A 22255-nucleotide genomic window follows, 5' to 3' on the forward strand; every position below is an offset into this window, starting at 1 on the left:
CTCCACCTTCTATTTACCCATACAGAACTTGCTGAAAATCTCATTGACCAGGTCCTCCCCCACCGTATCTCCGGTTATAGCTCCCAATGCCTGGCAGGCATTCATCAGGTCAATAGAATAAAAATCCTCCGGCATCCGATCCCGGACACTTTGTTCCACAAGCTTCAGGCTGTCTAACGCTTCCTCAATGGCACGCTGATGTCTTACATTTGTAATATATACTTGATCATTAAATGATATTTCTCCGTGAAAGAACATATCCTTCAACGCTTTTTCCAGATTTTCCATTCCGGTCCGCTCTTTTGCTGAGATCGGAAGGATCAGATGGCGGACTCTTTTCCTGAGTTCTTCCTCCGTAGTAACCGCATCCAAATCCGTTTTGTTCAATAAAACCAATGCCCTGCGTTCCCTAATCAGCTCTATGATTTCCTCATCACTCTCATCCAGCGGAGTGGAGGAATCCACTACATAGATAATCAGATCCGCATCCATGGCATAGGATCTGGCTTTGCTTACCCCTATTTTTTCAACCTGGTCTTCCGTAGAACGGATACCAGCCGTGTCCACGATATTCAAACTGATGCCCGAGAGATTCATGTTTTCTTCCAGAATATCCCTGGTAGTCCCTGCCACATCTGTTACAATTGCTCTTTCCTCACCTAACAGCAGATTCAGAAGGGATGATTTACCGGCATTGGGCTTACCTACGATTACCGTCTTGATTCCTTCACGGATCATTCTGCCGTTCTGAAAGGAATCCATTAATCTTATCAGATCAACTTCCAGCTTCTGCACTTTATCACCCAGTGCTTCCGGATAATTTTCCAGACTGATATGCTCAGGATCATCCAAAGCTGCCTCTATAAACGCGATTTCATGCAAAATCTTCTGGCGCACGCCGGTTATTTTGTCAGATAGGACCCCACGCAGCTGACTTACCGAACTTTTCAGGGCATACTCATTTTTCGCCTGAATCAAATCCATAACTGCCTCCGCTTTGGACAGATCCATTTTTCCATTTAAAAATGCCCTCTTTGAAAATTCCCCCGGCTGTGCCAGTCTTGCCCCGTTCCTTATTACCGACCTGAGAATCCGTTCCATAACCAGCATTCCGCCATGGCAGTCGATCTCTACCGTATCCTCACCCGTATAAGTAGAAGGTCCCCTCATCACGATAACCAGGACTTCATCCAGTATCTCATCCTTCTCTGTGATATAACCATATTGTACTGTATGGGACTCTGCCTCCTTCAGGCATTTCTTCTTTGGTGAGCGATATATCCTGTCCGCAACTGCAACCGCATCTCCCCCGCTGATCCGGATAATACCGATCCCGGAGTTAGATCCTCCTGTTGCTATCGCCGCTATGGTTTCCTGTGTGTTCATTCCAATCACCTAAATTCCGTTTCCAATATATAGATCTGCATATAGACACAACAAGCGGCCCTCCATATCCTGAAGGCCGCCGTTCCTGTATCCTCTTTTGTAGGATCTTATCTCTTTAATGTTACCACAACCCGGCGGAAAGGTTCCTCCCCTTCACTGTGGGTCGTCACGTATTTATCGTTCTGGAGAGCCGAATGGATAATTCTTCTCTCATAGGGATTCATAGGTTCCAACGATACGGGTTTCTTCGTTCTCTTCACTTTAAACGCGATATTCTTGGCCAGGTTCTCCAATGTTTCTTTTCTGCGTCTGCGGTAATCTTCCGTATCTACCTTCACCCGGATGTAATCTTCTGTTCCTTTATTAACTACCAGGCTTACCAGATATTGAATGGAGTCCAGAGTCTGTCCTCTTTTACCGATCAGAATACCCATATCCTTTCCGATCAGTTCGATATCCATATTTTTTTCAGTGTCATCATAGACTATCTTCGTTTCCACCATCATATTCATGGCATCGAACATACCCTTTAAGAAATCGGCCGCCCGATCCTCTAATGTAACGATCTTACGGACTTTAATGACAGCCGGTTTACTGTTAAATCCCAAAAAACCCGCGGATCCTTTTTCCAATACTTCATATTCCAGTTTGTCTCTGGTAGTCTCCAGCTTAATCGCAGCTTCTAAGATTGCATCTTCTACCGTTTTCGCACTGACTTCCATATAATCCATAAGAAAACCCCCTATTTCTTTTTATTTTTATCGTTGAACTGCTGTACCATTCTGGCTTTAGACGCGATACTTCCCGGCTTTGCCTCATTATTCTTGTAGAAATCCGTAGACTTTTGAATGGCAGCTTCCCGCTCTTCCGAACTCATCACTTTTTTCTTGGCCGTCGTATCCTCTATATTCCTCAGACTTTGTCTGGCCACCGTGTTCACCTTCTGAGGCGGCAGTCCTTTTTTCTCCCTCTTCTTGGCTGCTTTCTCCGCATTCTTTGCAATGAGCTGTTCTATATCCACACGATCCATATACTTATTGATCGCAATCTGCTGAACGGCTCTGGCTACTGCACTGGCTACCCAGTAAATACCCAGACCGATCGGGAACGTAAAACAGAAAACAGCCGACATAATAGGCATCATCAGATTCATGGACTTCATGGTGCTGTTCATCGTATTGTTATCACCGGTAGCAGCCGGCTGGGGCATTAACTTGATACTCAGCATCTGAGTCAAAGCCGATAAAACCGGTATCGCGATAGCGATCACAATTCCGATACCAATGCCTGTAGCCATCTCTGTCTTAATGATCGTCCACGGAGCATCCGCTATATTAATTCCAAAAAAGTTATTAATATGAGTCAACTGCTGTGAAGTACTGGATACCAACTGCTCCAGTCCTGACTGAGAGCCGCCGGCAAAATCCGTAATCTTCGCGGACAGTGTGCTCCAGTCCGCCGACTGCAGTTTATACAGCACATCGACGATGGTATTCTTCGCCGCTTCGGCTGTATCAAAGTTAGTCGTCACCACCTTGGCATTTTTTGCCATCTCGGTAACCAGATCCTGATAATTAGGAATCGAATATATATGTTCCACTAATCCCATAAACATATCTTTTACACTGGCTACATAAGCGGGCACGTTCATAATAACCCGGTACAGCGCAAACAGGATCGGCATCTGAATGACCAGCTGCAGGCAGCCGCCCGTCGGGGATACCCCGTACTTCGCATACAGCGCCTTTGTCTCCTCATTCATAGCCATCATGGAGTTCTGATCTTTTTTATTCTTATATTTCTTCTGAATCGCCATCAGTTCGGGATTCATTTTAGCCGAGAGCTTGGAAAACTTCTGCTGCTTGACCGTCAGCGGTAACATACACATATAAATAACAATGGTAAAGATTATAATACAAACACTGATATTCTGTACATGAAATACCGTATCCAGAAAAATATAAATCTTGTCCAAAATCCAGCCGAGCACTTTAGCAATCGGTCCGATGATAAATGTATTACTCTGTGTTAATAATATTCCTGGCAAAAGAATAACCTCCTCGTGTTATGGAACAGGGTCATATCCACCCTTCGCAAATGGATTACACCGCAGAATTCTTCGTATCGTAAGGTATCCGCCCTTCAGTGCCCCATACTTTGTAATTGCTTCGATCCCATACTCCGAGCAGGTCGGAATATAAATGCACTGAACCGATCCTCTTAAATAAGGAGAAATATATTTCTTATAACCTCTGATCAAATGAATCATTACTTTCTTCATTTCATCGCTCTCCTTTTTCCTCATCCACAGCTGCTACCCCGTGGAGCCTGCCTAAATGCAGCAACGCCTGTTCTAACTCCTGATAACTTTTCTCTTTCGCGGCAACCCTGGCGATTACCACGAGATCCCAACCATTTTGAAAAGAGTCCTCATGCAGCCGGTAGCATTCTCTTATGACTCTTGTGATCCTATGCCTTACAACACTGTTTCCGACTTTTTTGCTTACTGAAATACCAATTCTGTTTAATTCTGAACGGTTTGGCAATGCATACAAGACCAAACACTTATTGGCGTAGGATCTTCCCTTTTTGTACACAGTCTGAAAATCTCTGCTTTTTTTCAGCGAATCCGAAAATTTCATATGTCCGATTAACCTGATTTTCCGATTATTTCAGCTAACCCCTGTCTGGCCCTTTTCCTTTTCTATATGTAACATTCCACAGAAAAGAGAATTCCTCTCTTACTTCCTGTTGGATAAAAAGATGTTCTATATAGAAGAAAAGGCCACATTAGCTGCGGCCTAAGCTGACAATTTTTTTCTTCCTTTTGCTCTTCTGGCTTGAAGAACCTTTCTTCCACCAGCTGTACTCATTCTCTGTCTGAATCCATGCACTTTCGCTCTGGATCTCTTCTTCGGCTGAAATGTCATTTTCATGATCGAGGCACCTCCTTACATACACCAAATATATATTATATTATGGCACAAATTTTTCCTTGAGTCGAGAAAACATCATTTCAATTATATTCATATAACCGCGTAAAGTCAAGTAAATCCTAGATTTTTTCACTAGATTCTTCACACGCAAAAATCATCTTGTCCAGATTTACATAAAGTTATCAACATTTTGTGGATAACTTGTGGATAATTTTCTGATAATTTGTGAAAAAGCTTTTCCTCTTCGGACAAACCCCTTATTTTTTAAGGGCCTCTGGAATGTGTATAATGTTTTTTGATTATTCACATAAAGTATTTTAACTTAAAGATTATAGGTAAACCAGAGATGGACAAATTTTATGATTCTATTACTTATACCAACTTATCCACATAAAATTAACAAAATTTTGCAGCCGATTCATATCAAATTACACATTGCTAAATCAAATGTTTTAGTTTAATATATATTTGAGAGATTTTACAATTCGCAGAATTCAGAGATTATCTTTCACCCATACCTGAATTTATACCGCAGTTTGTGCGGCACTGGAGGAAAATATGGACACAATTTTAGCAAAATGGAATGAGATTTTGGAAACTGTCCGTGTGGAATACGACATTATGGATGTTTCCTTTCGGACATGGCTCCTTCCTTTGAAAGTATACCGGGTCGAAGACGATGAGATAACACTGCTGGTCAATCAGGAACAGGCCCTGACTATCATACAGAATAAATATATGCTGCCGCTTAGAGTGACCATAGCAGAAATAACGGGGACAGAATATAATATCAAATTTATTACCCCAAGAGATGTCCGGGAAATCGAAAAATCTTCCAGTCAAAGTAAACCTCAGATGAACGAAACCATCGAAAGGGCCAACTTAAATCCAAAGTATACTTTCGATACCTTCGTCGTCGGCGGTAACAACAACTTTGCACATGCCGCTTCTTTAGCTGTGGCGGAATCACCGGGAGAGATGTATAATCCTCTCTTTTTATATGGAGGCGTTGGACTGGGGAAAACGCATCTTATGCATTCCATCGCTCATTTCATTTTGGACAAGGATCCGAATAAGAAAGTGCTTTATGTCACCAGTGAGTACTTTACCAATGAACTGATCGAAGCCATTCGAAACGGAAATAATACGGCCATGACCAAATTCCGCGAGAAATACAGGAACATCGACGTACTTCTGATTGACGACGTGCAGTTTATTATAGGGAAAGAAAGTACCCAGGAAGAATTCTTCCACACCTTTAATGATCTGCATGGCCAGAAGAAGCAGATCATTATCTCCAGTGATAAACCCCCGAAAGATATGGAAACACTGGAAGCCAGACTTCGTTCCAGATTCGAATGGGGTTTGATTGCCGATATCTCCTCCCCGGATTATGAGACCAGAATGGCTATACTCCAGAAAAAAGAAGAGATGGACGGCTATAATATTGACGATGAAATTATCAAATACATTGCAACCAACATTAAGTCCAATATCCGTGAGCTGGAAGGCGCGTTAAACCGTCTAAATGCTCTTGCAAAACTGGAGAAAAAAGAAATCACCATTGAATTCGCGGAAGAAGCTTTGAAAGATATCATTTCTCCCGACGCAAAAAAGGAAATTACGCCGGAACTGATCATCGATGTGGTCGCGGAGCATTTCCATATCAGTTCGGCCGATATCAAAGGAAGTAAACGGAACAGCGAAATCGTGGTGCCCCGCCAGATTGTCATGTATCTGTGCCGGGATATGACCGCCACCGCACTAAAAGCAATTGGCAATATTCTAGGTAAACGGGACCATTCCACCATTATTCACGGAGCGGACAAGATTGCGGATGAAGTTAAGAAAAACGACACCCTGCGCAACACGATTGATGTACTGAAAAAGAAAATCAATCCCACTTAATCACATGGTTTTGACAAAACCGGAATGTTATCCCCGGTCTGTTGAAATCTATCCACATAAAATGTTGATATCCTGTTCGTTACAGTTGATAAAAATCTGTACGGAAAATCGTCTGTGCATAACTTGATACTTATCCTGAAGGTATCTCCGGGGTATTCACAGAGTTTTAAAATCTTAAGATTAAGGTTTTATCAGGCTCCCGAGGGGTTATCCACTTACGAACACCCCCTATGATTAAGACTACGAACTTGTTTTATAAATATATCTATGGCAATCCTGAAAGGAGTTATTCACACTATGAAATTTATCTGTTCGAAGGCCAACTTACTTCACGGCGTCAATATCGTTTCCAAAGCAGTCCCATCTAAAACCACCATGGCGATTCTCGAATGTATTCTAATTGATGCCTCCGCCAATGAGATTAAACTGACCGCCAACGATATGGAACTGGGAATTGAGACCAGAATCGAGGGCGAGATTCTGGAAAAGGGTATCATTGCACTGGATGCAAAGATCTTCTCTGAGATTGTCCGCAAACTTCCGGATAACGATGTGGTAATCGAAACCGACAGCAACCTGAAAACTACGATTACCTGTGAGAAAGCGAAATTCAACATTTCCGGTAAATCCGGTGAGGACTTTACTTATCTGCCTTATATAGAGAGAACGGATTTTGTCACCATTTCCCAATTTACGCTCAAAGAAATGATCCGCCAGACGATCTTCTCTATTGCTGACAATGAAAATAACAAGCTGATGACAGGTGAATTATTTGAAATCAAAGGGAACCAGTTAAAGGTCGTATCTCTTGATGGACATCGTATTTCCATTCGGCGAATAGAATTAAAAGATACATACGAGGATAAGAAAGTAGTAGTTCCTGGAAAAACCCTTCAGGAAGTCAGCAAGATCCTCTCTGGTGAGGCGGAAGACGAGATCCGTCTGTTCTTTACGGAGAATCATGTGGTATTTGAATTCGATTCTACCCTGGTGGTTTCCCGTCTGATCGAAGGGGAATATTTCCGAATCGAACAGATGCTGTCCAGCGACTATGAGACAAAAGTGAAAATCAACAAGAGAGAATTTTTGAACTGTATCGACCGAGCTACCCTTCTGGTAAAAGAGGGGGATAAAAAACCCATCATCATTCATATCGAGGATGGAAATATGGAACTGACGATCAATTCCCAGTTAGGTTCTATGGATGAAAATATCGATATCGAAAAAGAGGGAAAAGATATACTGATCGGATTCAACCCGAAGTTCTTAATCGACGCCCTCAGAGTAATTGATGAGGAGGAAGTGAGCGTATATCTGGTAAACCCGAAGGCTCCCTGTTTCATCAAGGATGAAAATGAAACTTATATCTATTTGATTCTTCCGGTAAATTTTAACGCGGTTAACCGCTGAAAAAAGAAAAATCAAATAGAGGCGCAGTAAATGCGCCGCTGGAGGAACGGAGGAACAAAAAGCTGTTCCCCCATACCTGAATTGAGGCGCAGTAAATGCGCCGCTGGAGGAAAATAGTGGAAATTAAGTTGAGAGAAGAGTATATTAAATTAGGGCAGGCGTTAAAAGCTGCCGGCCTGGTGGAATCCGGCGTGGACGCCAAAGAGGTGATTCTAAACGGTGAAGTGAAAGTCAACGGTGAGGTGGAGCGCCAAAGAGGAAAGAAACTCTATGACGGTGATACCGTGACCTTTGATGCGGAACAGATCGAAATTAAAAAGTAGCTGGTGGAACATGATTATACAATCCATGGATCTTGAAAATTTCCGGAATTACAAGACCCTTCATCTGGAGTTCGATGAGGGAACCAATATCCTGTACGGAAATAATGCCCAGGGGAAAACGAACATACTGGAAGCCGTCTATCTAAGCGGAACGACAAAATCCCACAAAGGAAGCAAGGATCGGGATGTGATCGCCTTCCATCAGGAAGAGTCCCATATCCGTACGATCATTCGCAAGAATGATATATCGTACCGGATCGATATGCACTTAAAAAAAAATAAAACCAAGGGAATCGCCATCAATGGCATTCCAATCAAAAGAGCCAGTGAATTATTTGGCATCGTCAATTATGTATTTTTTTCTCCGGAGGATCTGAATATTATCAAAAACGGACCGGCCGAACGCAGGCGGTTTATGGATCTTGAGCTTTGTCAGCTGGATAAGTCCTATTTATTCGATCTGACGAATTATAACAGAGCCCTGAATCAGAGAAATAAACTGCTGAAGGATCTGTGGACCCGGCCGGATTTAAAAGATACTCTTTTTCTGTGGGATGAGAAGCTGGTGGAGTTTGGATCAAAGATTATAGAACGCCGGATGGAGTTCCTGGAGCATCTGGGTCCCATCGTAAAGCGTATCCATGGGCAGCTGTCGGGAGAAAAAGAAAAATGTAAACTGGTATACGAACCGAATATTTCTGTCAATGCTTTTAGGGAGCAGTTGAAAAGAAATCTGGAAAAAGATATGAAATTTAAGCTGACCTCCATCGGGCCCCACAGAGATGATCTGTTGTTTCAGATCAGCGGGATCGATATCCGAAGGTTCGGATCCCAGGGACAGCAGCGAACATGCGCGCTGTCACTGAAATTAGCGGAGATCGAGCTGGTAAAAGAGATGATTCACGATACACCAATTTTGTTGTTAGATGATGTATTGTCTGAATTAGATAGTAACAGGCAAAACTATTTATTGAACAGTATTCACCAAATACAGACACTGATCACCTGTACGGGGCTGGATGATTTTGTAAATCACCGGTTTGAAATCGACCGGGTATTTCAGGTGGTGGACGGAGTTGTATACACTTAAGGAGGAGTAATATGAGTTCTGAATACGGTGCAGATCAAATTCAGATTTTGGAAGGATTGGAAGCGGTCCGGAAAAGGCCGGGTATGTACATTGGAAGTACATCCTCAAGAGGGCTGCATCATCTGGTATATGAAATTGTGGACAATGCGGTGGATGAGGCTTTAGCCGGGTTCTGTGATACGATTGTCGTGACGATTAATGAGGATAATTCCATTACGGTCATCGATAATGGACGTGGAATTCCAGTCGGAATTAATTCCAAAGCCGGGATACCGGCCGTAGAGGTGGTATTTACCATCCTGCACGCCGGCGGAAAATTCGGCGGCGGGGGATACAAGGTATCCGGCGGCCTGCACGGAGTAGGCGCTTCTGTCGTAAACGCCCTGTCCGAATGGCTGGAGGTCTACATCTACAGTGAAGGAAAAATCTATAAGCAGCGCTATGAGCGGGGAAAAGTAACCTATAAGCTGAAAATAGTGGGAGAGTGTGAGCCGGAGAAAACAGGTACTATGGTTTCGTTTCTTCCGGATAAGAAAATATTCGAAGAAACAGAATTTGATTATGATACGCTAAAGACGAGACTCCGGGAGATGGCTTTCCTGACCAAGAATTTGAAGATCGTTCTCCGGGACGAGAGGGAAGAGGAGCTGGTTGAAAAGACCTTCCACTACGAGGGCGGAATCAAGGAGTTTGTTTCTTACTTAAATCGCAGCAAGACGGAACTTTATCCGGATATCATCTACTGTGAAGGGACGAAAGACGATGTCTATGTGGAAGTTGCTATGCAGCACAATGACAGCTATACGGAGAGTACGTACAGCTTTGTTAACAACATCAATACACCGGAAGGTGGAACACATCTGGCGGGATTTAAAAACGCGTTGACCAAGACATTTAATGATTATGCCAGAAAGAATAAATTGTTAAAAGACAGTGAGCAGAACTTATCCGGTGAGGACATCCGGGAGGGTTTGACAGCGATCATCAGTATCAAGATCGGAGATCCCCAGTTTGAGGGACAGACCAAGCAGAAATTGGGAAACAGCGAGGCCAGAGGCGCTGTAGATAATATTGTCACGGAACAGCTGACCATATATCTGGAGCAGAATCCGACCGTGGCCAAACTGATTCTGGAAAAATCCATTTTAGCCCAGAGAGCCAGGGACGCCGCCCGTAAGGCCAGAGACCTGACCAGGCGGAAAACTGCGCTGGAGGGAATGGCGCTGCCCGGAAAGCTGGCGGACTGTTCCGATAAAGACCCGAAAAACTGTGAAATTTATATCGTTGAGGGAGACAGTGCCGGTGGTTCTGCGAAAACAGCCCGGTCCAGGAATACCCAGGCGATTCTGCCCCTGCGTGGTAAGATTCTGAATGTGGAGAAGGCAAGGCTTGACAGGATCTATGCCAATGCGGAAATCAAAGCCATGATCACAGCTTTCGGTACCGGAATACACGAAGATTTTGATATTACCAAGCTGCGCTATCATAAAATCATCATCATGACCGATGCCGATGTGGATGGAGCGCATATCTCCACGCTGCTGCTGACATTCCTCTACCGTTTTATGCCGGATCTTATCCGGGAAGGGCATGTATACCTGGCGCAGCCACCTCTTTACAAGGTGGAAAAGAACAAAAAGGTGTGGTACGCCTACAGTGATCCGGAGCTGAATGATATCCTGACGGAAGTCGGAAGAGATGGAAACAACAAGATCCAGCGTTATAAAGGTCTGGGAGAAATGGATGCTGAGCAGCTCTGGGAGACCACCATGGACCCGGAACGCAGAATTTTGTTAAAAGTTACAATGAATGAGGAGGAATCCTCGGAAATTGACTTGACATTTACGACTCTGATGGGGGATAAGGTAGAGCCCAGAAGAGAATTTATCGAAACAAACGCAAAATATGTAAAGAATCTGGATGTGTAGGAGGAAATGACAGATGGAAGACAATATTTTTGATAAAGTGCATGAAGTCGACCTAAAGAAGACCATGGAAACCTCCTACATAGACTATGCCATGAGCGTGATCGCAGCCAGGGCATTGCCGGATGTAAGAGACGGATTAAAACCGGTTCAGAGAAGAGTTCTGTACTCCATGATCGAACTGAATAACGGCCCCGACAAACCCCACCGTAAATGTGCGCGTATCGTCGGTGATACGATGGGTAAATACCATCCCCACGGCGACAGCTCGATCTATGGAGCATTGGTCAATATGGCCCAGGAGTGGTCGACCAGATATCCGCTGGTGGATGGTCACGGAAACTTCGGTTCTGTCGACGGAGACGGAGCGGCGGCCATGCGGTACACGGAGGCCAGACTGAGCAAGATCTCCATGGAAATGCTGGCCGACATCAACAAAGATACGGTTGATTTCGTACCCAACTTTGACGAAACGGAAAAAGAGCCTGCCGTACTGCCGTCCCGGTACCCGAACCTTCTGGTCAACGGAACCTCGGGTATTGCTGTAGGTATGGCGACCAATATTCCTCCGCATAACCTGCGTGAGGTCATTAAAGCAGTAGTAAAAATAATTGATAACCGGGTTCTGGAAGACCGGGACACCCAGATCGAAGAATTACTGCAGATTATCAAAGGACCTGATTTCCCCACGGGAGCTATGATCCTGGGTACCAGAGGAATCGAAGAGGCATACCGCACCGGCCGCGGTAAGATACGGGTCCGCGCGGTCACTGACATTGAAGCCATGGCTAACGGCAAGAGCCGGATTATCGTCACGGAACTTCCTTTTATGGTAAATAAGGCCCGCCTGATTGAAAAGATCGCTGAGCTGGTAAAAGAGAAAAAGGTTGATGGAATCACTGATCTGCGGGATGAATCCGACCGGGAAGGCATGCGCATCTGTATCGAGCTGCGCAAGGATGTCAACGCCAATGTCATGTTGAATCAGCTCTACAAGCATACCCAGCTGCAGGACACCTTCGGGGTAATCATGCTTGCTCTGGTCAACAACCAGCCGAAGGTTATGAATCTGTCCCAGATTCTTCAATTGTACATCAAGCATCAGGAAGAAGTCGTAACCAGAAGAACCAAATACGAATTAAACAAAGCGGAAGAAAGGGCCCACATCTTGGAGGGTCTGCTGATCGCGCTGGATAATATCGATGAAGTAATCCAGATTATCCGTTCTTCCCAGAATACGGCCATTGCCAAAGAACGTTTGATGGAGCGGTTCTCCTTAAGTGACGCCCAGGCCCAGGCCATCGTGGACATGAGACTGCGTACGCTGACTGGTTTGGAACGGGAGAAGCTGGAAGCGGAATACCGGGAACTGATGGAGAAGATCGCTTATTTAAAATCTATCCTGGCAGATGAAAAGAAGTTATTAGGCGTGATTAAAGAAGAAATCATGATCATTTCTGAAAAATACGGGGATGAAAGAAGAACCTCTATCGGATTTGACGAATTTGATATTTCCATGGAAGACCTGATTCCGGTAGAAAATACCGTGATCGCCATGACCAAACTGGGATATATCAAACGGATGACGATCGACAACTTCCGCAGCCAGAACCGCGGAGGCAAGGGAATCCGTGGAATGCAGACCATCGATGAAGACTATATCGAGGATCTGTTAATGACCACGACCCACCACTATATTATGTTCTTCACAAACAAGGGAAAAGTATACCGGTTAAAAGCCTATGAAATACCGGAAGCCAGCCGGACAGCCAGAGGGACTGCGATTATCAATCTTCTGCAGCTGACGCCGGGTGAAAATATAACCGCGGTCATTCCGATCCGGGAATACAAGGTCGGAAGATATCTGTTTATGGCCACCAAGAACGGTATCGTTAAGAAAACGCCGATTACTGATTATGAAAATGTCAGAAAGACAGGATTGGCCGCCATCAACCTGAGAGAAGAAGATGAACTGATCGAAGTAAAATCCACCAACAATGAGAAAGACATCATTCTGGTGACCAAATACGGACAATGTATCCGCTTTGATGAGAAGGATGTCCGGCCGACCGGACGTGCATCCATGGGTGTAATCGGTATGAATCTCTCGGATGGGGACGAAGTGGTAGGAATGCAGCTGAATACCCAGGGTGAATATCTGCTGATCGTATCCGAATTCGGTATGGGCAAGCTGACCAGAGTGGATGAGTTCAACAGCCAGAACCGCGGCGGTAAAGGTGTGAAGTGCTATAAGATCATGGAAAAGACCGGAAATGTGGTGGGTGTGAAGGCAGTGAATGAAGATAATGAAATCATGCTGATCACCACCGAGGGAACCATCATTCGAATGGCCTGTAAAGGAATCTCTAAACTCGGACGTGTAACCTCCGGTGTAAAACTGATCAATATTGACCAGGAAAAGGATGTATCCGTAGCCAGCATCGCTAAAGTACGGGAAACCTCCGACAAGACCGAGGAGGATGTTCTTAAGCAGCTGGAAGATGAGCTGAACAAAGAAGTCTGACAATAAGATACAAATAAGATACAAACAATAAAAAAGTGCTTTGCGCCTTTATATGCGCAGAGCACTTTTTATGCAATAGGGTGCACCCAGCAAAGGGCTTGAATAAACGTTAATCGTGAGGATACAGCCGGAAGAAATTTTGTCATTTCTTACAAAAAAAAGCTGTTAATCCAGCCATCTCACTTCGGCTTTCTAACAGCTTTTCTAATACATATAAAATTTATGAAAGTTCCAGAAATGTTTTCAAATCGTTATAGCAGTTGGCGGCATCTGAATAACCAATCTCATAAAGAGCTTTTAACTTTTCTTTGTCTTTTTCGATTCTGTTGATTTTAACCGGTTCCTTTGGCTGAATAACGAAGGCACGGCCGGCCTCCTTTTCTTTTGCTATAAAATCCAGAGTGTTGTTATAATTGGTGTGGCGGCGGGCCATCTGTTTTACCAGGTTCGGGTAATCTTTGTATTTACGGTCAAGTATAGGCAGCAGTTTGTTGGGGCTTTTTCTGTAGGAGGGGTCTCTGGTAAGGATCAGTACGTTCTTTTTGTGTCCATCCCGGATGGATTTCCGGATGGGAATGGAATCGGCGATACCTCCATCCAGATATTCATTTTCTCCGATTTTCACATTTTTGGATAAGAGGGGAAGTGAGCTGGAGGCCTGGATGGCTATGATGTCTTTTCGGGAATCTTTGATCGGTATATATTCAGCTTTCCCGGTGGTTACATTGGTGACTACCGCGTAGAAGGTACCGTCATATCGGTCTACGGTGTCATAGTCATAGGGATTTAATTCATCCGGTATCAGATGATAGCACATCTCTGATCCGAACATATCCCCGGTTTGAATTAAACTTCTTAGGCTGCAGTATCTGGGATCATTGAGATAGTCTACACTGATCGCATACGCGCGGCCTCTTTGTCTGGACAGGTAACTGCAGGCGTGGCAGGAACCCGCTGAAACTCCATAACAGTTCTTAAATTCCAGATCCTGATCCAAAAAGAAGTCTAATACTCCGGCAGTATAAATTCCCCGCATACCGCCGCCTTCCAGTATCAATCCAATATCACGCATCATAATCATCTCCATTTAGTTTCGTCTTTGTATTAATTCGTTCTGATTGTTGACTTAACATTTGCGATTGTTGTCTTATATTCTTGTTGTCTTATATTATAGGTCGGCTGTACTTGAAAATCAATAAATAAATTGATATTAAATAAAAATTTATTGTTTTTCGATAAAATAATATTGATTTTCGGAACAAACTGTGATATATTCCAGATAAAGGAAGATGCATTTTCCATCAAGGAGGGTTTTTATGATTTCAAAAAAACTGGTGATGTTTGTAAAGTATCTGCTGGATTTTATGTTTTATAGCGGGTATATAATCTGTTTTACGCTCCCGGTATCCTTTAAAATGATAGGCCGCTGGTATCCGACTTTTCGGTACTATTATATACAGATGTGTATTTTGTTTTTCTGTTCCGGAATCGTAGCGGTATGGATTATCGGAGAACTAAGAAAGATATTCAGGACTGTTATACAGGAGAACTGCTTTGTACACGAGAATGTGAAAAGTCTGATGAAAATGGGGATACTCAGCTTCATTATCTGCGGGATGACCCTGATCCGGTTGATTTTCGTCATTACTCCGGCAACCATGATTATTATACTGGTATTTTTTATTGCCGGTTTGTTCAGTATCGTTCTATCCCAGGTTTTTGCCCAGGCCGTTTCTTACAAAGAAGAAAACGACCTGACCATTTAGGAGGTGCTTCATGGGGATCGTAGTGAACCTGGATGTTATGATGGCAAAGAGAAAGATAGGTTTGACAGAGTTAGCCGAAAGAGTGGATATTACCATGGCAAATCTAAGTATCCTGAAAAATAATAAGGCAAAAGCGGTGCGTTTTACCACACTGGAAGCAATTTGCGAAGCGCTGGATTGTCAGCCTGGAGATATACTGGAATATGTGAATGAGAAGGAAAAAGGAGAGACAAAAGGCCGCAAAAACGCGGCGGATTGGAGAGTAGAATGAAAGAAAAATTAGAGTCGCGGTACGGATACTTTATGGTTTCCAGTATAATATATGGTATCTTTTTTACATTTTGTCTGTATCGGAATCTGCATGGGGTTACACTGCCATTCTGGGCGGCCGGGACGATCCTGTATTATGTCCTTGCTTTTCGACAGCTGGAACTAAAGATAAAAAAAGATACCGTGATATATGTGGGGGCAGCACTGCTGCTGGGTATTTCGTCCGTCTTGACAGATGACACATTTCTTCATTTTTTTAATGTGGTGGGCATTCTGCTATTATTCGGCGTCAGCCTGCTGCATCAGATGTATGAGGAGAGAAAATGGGGATTCGGACGATTTATCATAAATATCTCAACCTTTTTCTGGGATATTATGGAGAGCATAGCACTTCCATTCTCTCAGACCGGACGATTTTTCAATAAGAAATCAGGGCAGGAGGACAAAAGGCTGAAATACGTATTGTTGGGAATACTGATCGCGGTTCCACTGTTTTTGATTGTTGTTCTGATGTTAGTCAGCGCGGACCAGATCTTTTATAATTTAGTTTCAACAGTACTGAGTTATATTAAGATTGATATGAATATTGTATTCATTATTTGTATGACCTTCATGGGAATCATACTGATCTATGCAGCAGTCGCTGGCCTGGTTAATTACCAACTGAAAGAAGAACAGCCCACGTGCAAAAATCAGGAACCGATCATCGCTATTACGTTCACATCTATATTATGTGCGGTTTATCTGATTTTTTGCGGAATCCAGGTAGTGTATTTATTTGCACAGGGAGCCACAGGGCTGCCTGGAGACTTTACTTATGCTGAATATGCCAGAAGAGGATTTTTCGAACTGCTTTTTGTCAGTATTTTGAACTTTGCGATGGTGATTATCTGCAACACGTTCTTCCGGAACCACAAAGCGCTGAAGATTTTATTGACCATTATATCCGTCTGCAATTACATTTTGATCGCTTCTTCTATCTATCGGATGATACTCTATGTCACAGTTTACCATCTGACTTACTTAAGGATTCTGGTTCTGTGGTTTCTGATCATACTGGCGTTCTTTATGGCAGGTGCCCTGATCTGCGTATACCGGAGTAAGTTCCGCCTGTTTTTTTACTGTATGATCGTGTTAACCATAGGGTATCTGGGATTCTCCTTTGCCAGGCCGGACTATCTGATCGCGGACTACAATCTCGCTCACATGGAAGTTGTGCATATGGATGATATCCGTTATCTGATGAACAGTCTCTCAGACGATGCCGCGCCGGCTATAGCAAAACTGGACCCTGATCACATAGAGGGCGCCAGCCGTGCATATTCAGATGCTTACAGTTTTGACGCCGGTCAGACCCGTAAGATGGAGTTCTATAACTATTTCTATCATCTGAATGTAAAATATCAAAACTCCTGGAGAAAATTCAACGTCTCTGAATACAAAGCGCAAATCGCAGCAGCCCGGTATATGGATGAACATGAAGAAGATAAACAGTTATTAAAAACATATCTCAATTGAGAACAGAGAAGAAATATCTGACCCGGAAAGGAGAGAATTCTGGTTGAAGCTGAAGAACAGGAATAAAAGTATCATAATAGCTATAACAGAGGTAATTCTTATCCTATTATCTGGGTTCATCCTGATGATATGGAATAACCATAACGATTATAAGAGGACTATAGCTGTAAACTGGGGAATCCGGATACCCGGTACCAGTGAAGAAGTATTTGAAAAAGAAAGCCCAGCCGGGTTTCACGGTGATAATGACAGATATCATATTTTTAAAATAAACCAGGACCAGCAAACCACGGATTTCATAACAAGCATGAATACCGGCAAAAACCTGCAGCTGCAGGAGTATGTACAGACAATACTTAAAAACCTGGAAATAACTGCGGAAAATTATCCATCATTGGAACAGGAGCTTCAATGGATTATGTATTCAAAAAACAATTGGGACAAAATAGCGATTCTATATAGCCCAACCAAACAAAAATTATACGTGATAGAGCACTTTCAGTAGTATTGAAAATTCAGGCTGTTCAGATTCCTGTTAACGGCATCTGCAAACTGGATCATATGAGGGTATAATTTTATATGGAGATTGAGAAACTATCCATGAAAGAAAAATTCAAATAATATCAAGAGGATATGTTTGCAATTGCAAAGATATCCTTTTTATTCACAGGCGGATCGTTTCATAGGTGAAACGTTCGTTCATAAGAAAGGAGGTGGTCCTGTGGACAATCATAAAAATATACCCAATAGGTTAATCAATGAAAAATCGCCCTATCTTCTGCAGCATGCGTACAATCCGGTGCAGTGGTATCCTTGGGGTGAGGAAGCATTTGAAAAAGCGAGGCATGAGGATAAGCCTGTTTTTCTATCTATTGGGTACAGCTGACCTGTCCGCAATGATGTACGTGTCATTGGTGTCATGTGATGGAACAGGAATCATTTGAAAACGAAACGATTGCGGAGCTTTTAAACAAGGAGTATGTCTGTGTAAAAGTGGACAGGGAAGAACGGCCGGATGTGGATTCTGTATACATGTCTGTCTGTCAGGCTATGAACGGACAGGGCGGGTGGCCGTTAACGATTATCATGACGCCCGGCTGCAGGCCGTTTTTCTCCGGCACATATTTACCCCCCAAAGCACGGTATGGCAGAGCAGGACTGAAAGAACTGCTTCATGCGGCGGCTGAGCAGTGGAAGGAAAACAGACAAAAACTCCTGGAACATGCAGGACAGATCGAAACGTATCTAAAAGATCAGGAGCAGATGATCGTATCAGCAAAACCTTCGATGTCCGCAGTCCATCAGGCATTCCGTCTGTTTGCAGACAATTTTGATCAAAAAAATGGTGGTTTTGGGGGAGCGCCCAAATTTCCGACTCCCCATAACCTGATGTTTCTGATGGAATATGGAGTCAGGGAGAAAAATCCGGAAGCCGTGTCCATGGCGGAAACAACTCTTATACAGATGTACCGTGGCGGGATCTTCGATCACATTGGCGGAGGATTTTCCAGATATTCTACAGATGAACGCTGGCTGGTACCGCATTTTGAGAAAATGCTATATGACAATGCGCTGCTTGTGATGGCCTACGTGCAAGCCTACGGTTTAACCGGCCGCAAATTATACGCAGAGGTGGCTATAAGGATCCTGCGTTATGTGGAGACAGAACTTACAGACAGGCAAGGTGGATTCTACTGCGGGCAAGATGCGGACAGCGAAGGAGTGGAAGGAAAATATTATGTGTTTACCCCAAATGAAATTGGGAAGATCCTTGGAAAAGATGCAGGAGAGACCTTTTGTAAAAGATATGGAATTAACGTCCGCGGAAATTTTGAAGGAAAGAGTATACCAAATTTACTGGAAAATAATGATTATGAAAAAATTCCAGACCAACAATTTGAATGTAAGAAAGACAAAAATACTTGCAGCGGTGGCAAAACAAATGAAAATATCAACAAACTATATGATTACCGGATTAAGCGGACTCGGCTTCACAAGGATGATAAGATCCTGGTTTCCTGGAACGGATGGATGATTTGTGCATGTGTGAAAGCGGGAGCAGTGCTCAAAGAGAAGAGATATTTAGACATGGCAGTCCGGGCGGAATTATTTATCCATAAATCCCTTATAAAAGACGGACGTCTGCAGGTACGTTACCGGGATGGCGATGCTGCGGGTGAGGGAAAATTGGATGACTATGCCTGCTATATTCTGGCGTTGCTTGAACTTTATAAAGTAACCTTTTGGACCGATTACCTAAGCCGTGCTTCCCTCTTGGCGGATACGATGCTCGAACAGTTTTTCGATCAGGAACGAGGAGGTTTCTATCTGTATGCAGAAGACGCAGAACAGCTCCTTGTGAGGACCAAAGAAAATTATGACGGAGCGATGCCGTCCGGAAATTCCGCGGCGGCCCGGGTTCTTCAGACATTGTCGCAGATTACCGGTGAAACCAAATGGCAGGAAGTGCTGGAAAAACAATCAGATTATTTAGCTGGTGCTATAGAACAATATCCATCCGGTCACAGTTATGGACTATTAACCATGATGAATATCCTATATCCCACAAAAGAACTTTTATGTACAATCTCAGACGGCTATGACCAGAACAAGCGAAAAGAACTGCTGGAACAGCTCAGCTATCTGTCAGAAACGGTACCGAACCTGACGATCACAGTAAAAACCGGGGCAAACGCGAATGAGCTTGGGAAGCTAGCGCCCTACACCAGAGAGTATCCGATCCCAGAAGCCGATATACTATTTTACCTTTGTACTGCCAACAACTGTATGCCGCCGGTCTCAGATCTTAAGTCCCTGTTAAGAGAACTGGAGGTATCATTATGAATATAGAGGAGATGTACAAGGAGATAACTTCACATCTGCTTCTGGATAAAAGACCATCTGAATATTTAGATCAGGCGTCTGTTACTGAAATATTTCATCAATATCCATTCCTGCTGCTGGAACGGATGAAAAACACGGAACAATCCCCAAAATACCACCCCGAAGGAAATGTATGGATTCACACAATGATGGTAGTAGACGAAGCTGCGAAGCGCCGCAAGTACAGCAAAAACCCTGAAGTTTTCATGTGGGCCGCCCTTCTTCATGACATAGGCAAACCCCCAACCAACAAATCCCATAACGGATGAGATGTTTATCGATACAGTCTGCGGGCTGGTACGCTATCATATGCAGATACTTTTTGTATCAAAAGGGATGGAACATGCACAGCTTACGGAAATGAAACGAAGGATAGATATCCGCGAGGCCGCGCTATTAGGACTCTGTGACAGAATAGGCAGAACTGGAATCCATGAAGAGAAGGAGAAAGAAAGCGTCAGAAACTTCCTGATCGCTTGCGGTGAGTCACAGGCTACAGACATTTTCTTGTGATTTTATAGAAATGAAACATTTCTTGACCTTCCCCAAATTTGGTTTTATTATAAAATAAAATGGCTGTTACGAATAACAACCTCCCACAATTCATAGTTTCAAAAAGGCAAGAAAAGCAGGGGGAAAAGGGTGTTCCAATCTGGTTTCCGGGAGAAGGCGGGCTCGCGCTGTGGCACTGGGGAAACAAATCCCAGTGCCACAGCGCGAACCCGCCTTCTCCCGGAAACCAGTAGGACTGGAACATCATCATCCATGGACCCCGGAACTAAGAATCTAAGAATTAAAGGACAAAAGAATAAAAAGATAAAAAGAATAAAAAGATAAAAAGACAATGGAGGACTCAACCATGATTAAGCCCATTCAAGTGGATATACTAACCCGGACAATAAAAGAAATGTGTATAAAGGTAAACCATTACCTGTCAGAGGATATGGCCGCCGCTATGAAACGTGCGGCGGAAACAGAAAAATCCACCCTGGGAAAACAAATCCTCAACCAGTTAGAGGAAAACCTGGTAATTGCAGGAGAGGAGATGATCCCCATCTGTCAGGATACCGGTATGGCCGTTATCTTTCTGGAGATCGGACAGGATGTGCATTTTGAAGGTGGAAATGTGGAAGATGCCGTCAACGAAGGGGTAAGGCAGGGATATGCGGAAGGATTTCTCAGAAAATCCGTGGTTGGTGATCCGATCCTCCGGGAAAATACGAAGGACAACACTCCCGCGGTGATCCATTACAGCATAGTCCCCGGCGACAGTGTTAAGATTACAGTGGCTCCGAAGGGATTTGGCAGTGAGAATATGAGCAGAGTATACATGCTGAAACCTGCTGATGGGATCGAAGGGGTGAAGCGTTCCATCATTCAGTCCGTCAAAGATGCCGGACCAAATGCCTGCCCCCCCATCGTAGTTGGCGTGGGAATCGGGGGAACCTTTGAAAAATGTGCGCTGTTATCGAAAAAAGCTTTGAGTAGGGAAGTGGGCAGCCATTCCTCCATTCCCTATGTAAGGGAATTGGAAGAAGATCTGCTGGCTGAAATCAATATACTGGGAATAGGGCCGGGGGGATTGGGAGGAACGACCACAGCGCTGGCGGTCAATATTGAGACTTATGCCACACACATCGCAGGTCTGCCGGTGGCGGTGAACATCTGCTGCCATGTGAACCGACATATTGTGAGAACACTGTCATAATATACAGAGGAAAGGTTGAGTGAAAAGATGAACAGACAAATACAATCGCCTATGGTATCGGATGAGACTGCTTCCTTAAAGGCGGGGGATTATGTATACATAACCGGAACGATTTATACGGCGAGAGACGCCGCGCATAAAAGAATGCAGGAAGCTCTGGAAAAAGGAGAGAAGCTCCCGATACCGCTCGAAAACCAGATAATCTATTATATGGGTCCGTCACCGGCCCGGGAGGGCAGACCCATCGGTTCTGCGGGACCCACCACTGCCGGAAGAATGGACCGCTATACACCTGCTCTTCTGGATCTGGGATTAAAGGGAATGATCGGAAAAGGTAAGAGGACCCAGGAAGTCAAAGACGCCATCATTAGGAACAAGTGCGTATATTTTGCAGCGGTTGGAGGTGCAGGCGCCCTGTTGTCAAAATGCATACAGAATTCCGAAGAAGTGGCTTATGATGATCTGGGGACAGAGGCAATTCGGAAATTGCAGGTAAAAGATTTTCCTGTCATTGTGGTGATCGACAGTGCGGGGAGAGACCTTTATGAAGAAGTCCGAGGGCAGGATTAGAACAGTAATCTGTTTACATTGCACGTAAAAATGTATAT

Annotated in this window: 23 protein-coding genes; 16 read left to right on the forward strand and 7 right to left on the reverse strand. The window is 43.9% G+C overall.

The annotated features are described in order from the left end of the window. Positions 1–9: 9 nt before the first annotated feature. The 6 genes from mnmE to rpmH form a co-directional block, all read right to left on the reverse strand. Positions 10–1386, reverse strand: a complete 1377-nt coding sequence (mnmE, locus tag KTH90_RS06920; protein ID WP_158350460.1) for a tRNA uridine-5-carboxymethylaminomethyl(34) synthesis GTPase MnmE — start codon at positions 1384–1386, stop codon at positions 10–12. 107 nt (positions 1387–1493) lie between these two features. Further along, the gene (gene jag / locus KTH90_RS06925; RefSeq protein ID WP_158350459.1) at positions 1494–2117 is read right to left on the reverse strand and encodes an RNA-binding cell elongation regulator Jag/EloR; all 624 of its coding nucleotides are present in this window, start codon (positions 2115–2117) and stop codon (positions 1494–1496) included. 11 nt (positions 2118–2128) lie between these two features. Then, complete coding sequence (locus KTH90_RS06930) at positions 2129–3433, reverse strand: YidC/Oxa1 family membrane protein insertase (RefSeq protein ID WP_158350457.1); 1305 nt, start codon at positions 3431–3433, stop codon at positions 2129–2131. 18 nt (positions 3434–3451) lie between these two features. After that, positions 3452–3667, reverse strand: a complete 216-nt coding sequence (gene yidD, locus KTH90_RS06935) for a membrane protein insertion efficiency factor YidD (protein ID WP_238726540.1) — start codon at positions 3665–3667, stop codon at positions 3452–3454. 1 nt (position 3668) lies between these two features. Beyond that, positions 3669–4028 carry a ribonuclease P protein component gene (gene rnpA / locus KTH90_RS06940; RefSeq protein ID WP_158350453.1) on the reverse strand — a complete coding sequence of 120 codons (360 nt, stop codon included), beginning with the start codon at positions 4026–4028 and terminating at the stop codon, positions 3669–3671. A 159-nt stretch (positions 4029–4187) separates the two neighbouring features. Beyond that, the gene (gene rpmH, locus KTH90_RS06945) at positions 4188–4322 is read right to left on the reverse strand and encodes a 50S ribosomal protein L34 (RefSeq protein ID WP_158350451.1); all 135 of its coding nucleotides are present in this window, start codon (positions 4320–4322) and stop codon (positions 4188–4190) included. 558 nt (positions 4323–4880) lie between these two features. Between rpmH and dnaA the strand changes: the two genes are divergently transcribed. The 6 genes from dnaA to gyrA all read left to right on the forward strand — a co-directional run bounded on the left by dnaA (position 4881) and on the right by gyrA (position 13502). Further along, on the forward strand, positions 4881–6230 hold the full coding sequence (gene dnaA, locus KTH90_RS06950) for a chromosomal replication initiator protein DnaA (protein WP_158350449.1): 1350 nt from the start codon (positions 4881–4883) through the stop codon (positions 6228–6230). 297 nt (positions 6231–6527) lie between these two features. After that, complete coding sequence (gene dnaN / locus KTH90_RS06955; protein WP_158350447.1) at positions 6528–7640, forward strand: DNA polymerase III subunit beta; 1113 nt, start codon at positions 6528–6530, stop codon at positions 7638–7640. Positions 7641–7735: 95 nt separating this feature from the next. Beyond that, positions 7736–7963, forward strand: coding sequence for an RNA-binding S4 domain-containing protein (locus KTH90_RS06960; protein WP_275061337.1), 228 nt, complete (start codon positions 7736–7738; stop codon positions 7961–7963). Between the two features lie 10 nt (positions 7964–7973). Then, a complete protein-coding gene (gene recF, locus KTH90_RS06965) occupies positions 7974–9053 on the forward strand; it encodes a DNA replication/repair protein RecF (RefSeq protein ID WP_158350445.1) in 1080 nt (359 codons plus the stop codon). A gap of 11 nt (positions 9054–9064) precedes the next feature. Beyond that, a complete protein-coding gene (gene gyrB, locus KTH90_RS06970) occupies positions 9065–10981 on the forward strand; it encodes a DNA topoisomerase (ATP-hydrolyzing) subunit B (protein WP_158350443.1) in 1917 nt (638 codons plus the stop codon). A gap of 13 nt (positions 10982–10994) precedes the next feature. Further along, the gene (gyrA, locus tag KTH90_RS06975) at positions 10995–13502 is read left to right on the forward strand and encodes a DNA gyrase subunit A (protein WP_158350441.1); all 2508 of its coding nucleotides are present in this window, start codon (positions 10995–10997) and stop codon (positions 13500–13502) included. Positions 13503–13722: 220 nt separating this feature from the next. Here the strand turns inward: gyrA and KTH90_RS06980 are convergent, their stop codons facing one another. Continuing rightward, positions 13723–14577, reverse strand: a complete 855-nt coding sequence (locus tag KTH90_RS06980; protein WP_330655951.1) for a patatin-like phospholipase family protein — start codon at positions 14575–14577, stop codon at positions 13723–13725. 241 nt (positions 14578–14818) lie between these two features. Here KTH90_RS06980 and KTH90_RS06985 point away from each other — a divergent pair, with 241 nt between their 5' ends. From KTH90_RS06985 to KTH90_RS07020, 10 genes are all read left to right on the forward strand, one after another. Next, positions 14819–15268, forward strand: a complete 450-nt coding sequence (locus KTH90_RS06985; protein ID WP_158350439.1) for a DUF2975 domain-containing protein — start codon at positions 14819–14821, stop codon at positions 15266–15268. Positions 15269–15278: 10 nt separating this feature from the next. Beyond that, a complete protein-coding gene (locus KTH90_RS06990) occupies positions 15279–15539 on the forward strand; it encodes a helix-turn-helix domain-containing protein (RefSeq protein WP_158350437.1) in 261 nt (86 codons plus the stop codon). Next, on the forward strand, positions 15536–17056 hold the full coding sequence (locus KTH90_RS06995; RefSeq protein ID WP_158350435.1) for a DUF4153 domain-containing protein: 1521 nt from the start codon (positions 15536–15538) through the stop codon (positions 17054–17056). The genes KTH90_RS06990 and KTH90_RS06995 overlap by 4 nt, the downstream gene beginning before the upstream one ends. Positions 17057–17099: 43 nt before the next feature. Then, complete coding sequence (locus KTH90_RS07000; protein WP_238726541.1) at positions 17100–17561, forward strand: hypothetical protein; 462 nt, start codon at positions 17100–17102, stop codon at positions 17559–17561. A 216-nt stretch (positions 17562–17777) separates the two neighbouring features. Further along, positions 17778–17942 (forward strand): DUF255 domain-containing protein, encoded by a 165-nt coding sequence (locus KTH90_RS24855; protein ID WP_158350431.1) that lies wholly within the window; start codon positions 17778–17780, stop codon positions 17940–17942. A 38-nt stretch (positions 17943–17980) separates the two neighbouring features. Next, positions 17981–19900, forward strand: coding sequence for a thioredoxin domain-containing protein (locus tag KTH90_RS07005; RefSeq protein ID WP_275061338.1), 1920 nt, complete (start codon positions 17981–17983; stop codon positions 19898–19900). After that, the gene (locus KTH90_RS25065; protein ID WP_330655952.1) at positions 19897–20208 is read left to right on the forward strand and encodes an HDIG domain-containing metalloprotein; all 312 of its coding nucleotides are present in this window, start codon (positions 19897–19899) and stop codon (positions 20206–20208) included. The genes KTH90_RS07005 and KTH90_RS25065 overlap by 4 nt, the downstream gene beginning before the upstream one ends. Before the next feature lies 1 nt (position 20209). Then, positions 20210–20452, forward strand: a complete 243-nt coding sequence (locus KTH90_RS25070) for a hypothetical protein (protein ID WP_330655953.1) — start codon at positions 20210–20212, stop codon at positions 20450–20452. Positions 20453–20798: 346 nt separating this feature from the next. After that, positions 20799–21647: a fumarate hydratase gene (locus KTH90_RS07015; RefSeq protein WP_238726542.1), complete on the forward strand. Its 849-nt coding sequence runs from the start codon at positions 20799–20801 to the stop codon at positions 21645–21647. 27 nt (positions 21648–21674) lie between these two features. Further along, positions 21675–22217, forward strand: a complete 543-nt coding sequence (locus tag KTH90_RS07020; protein ID WP_158350425.1) for a Fe-S-containing hydro-lyase — start codon at positions 21675–21677, stop codon at positions 22215–22217. Positions 22218–22255: the final 38 nt, after the last annotated feature.

Source organism: Diplocloster modestus, assembly GCF_019042245.1.
Taxonomy (GTDB): Bacteria; Bacillota; Clostridia; order Lachnospirales; family Lachnospiraceae; genus Diplocloster; species Diplocloster modestus.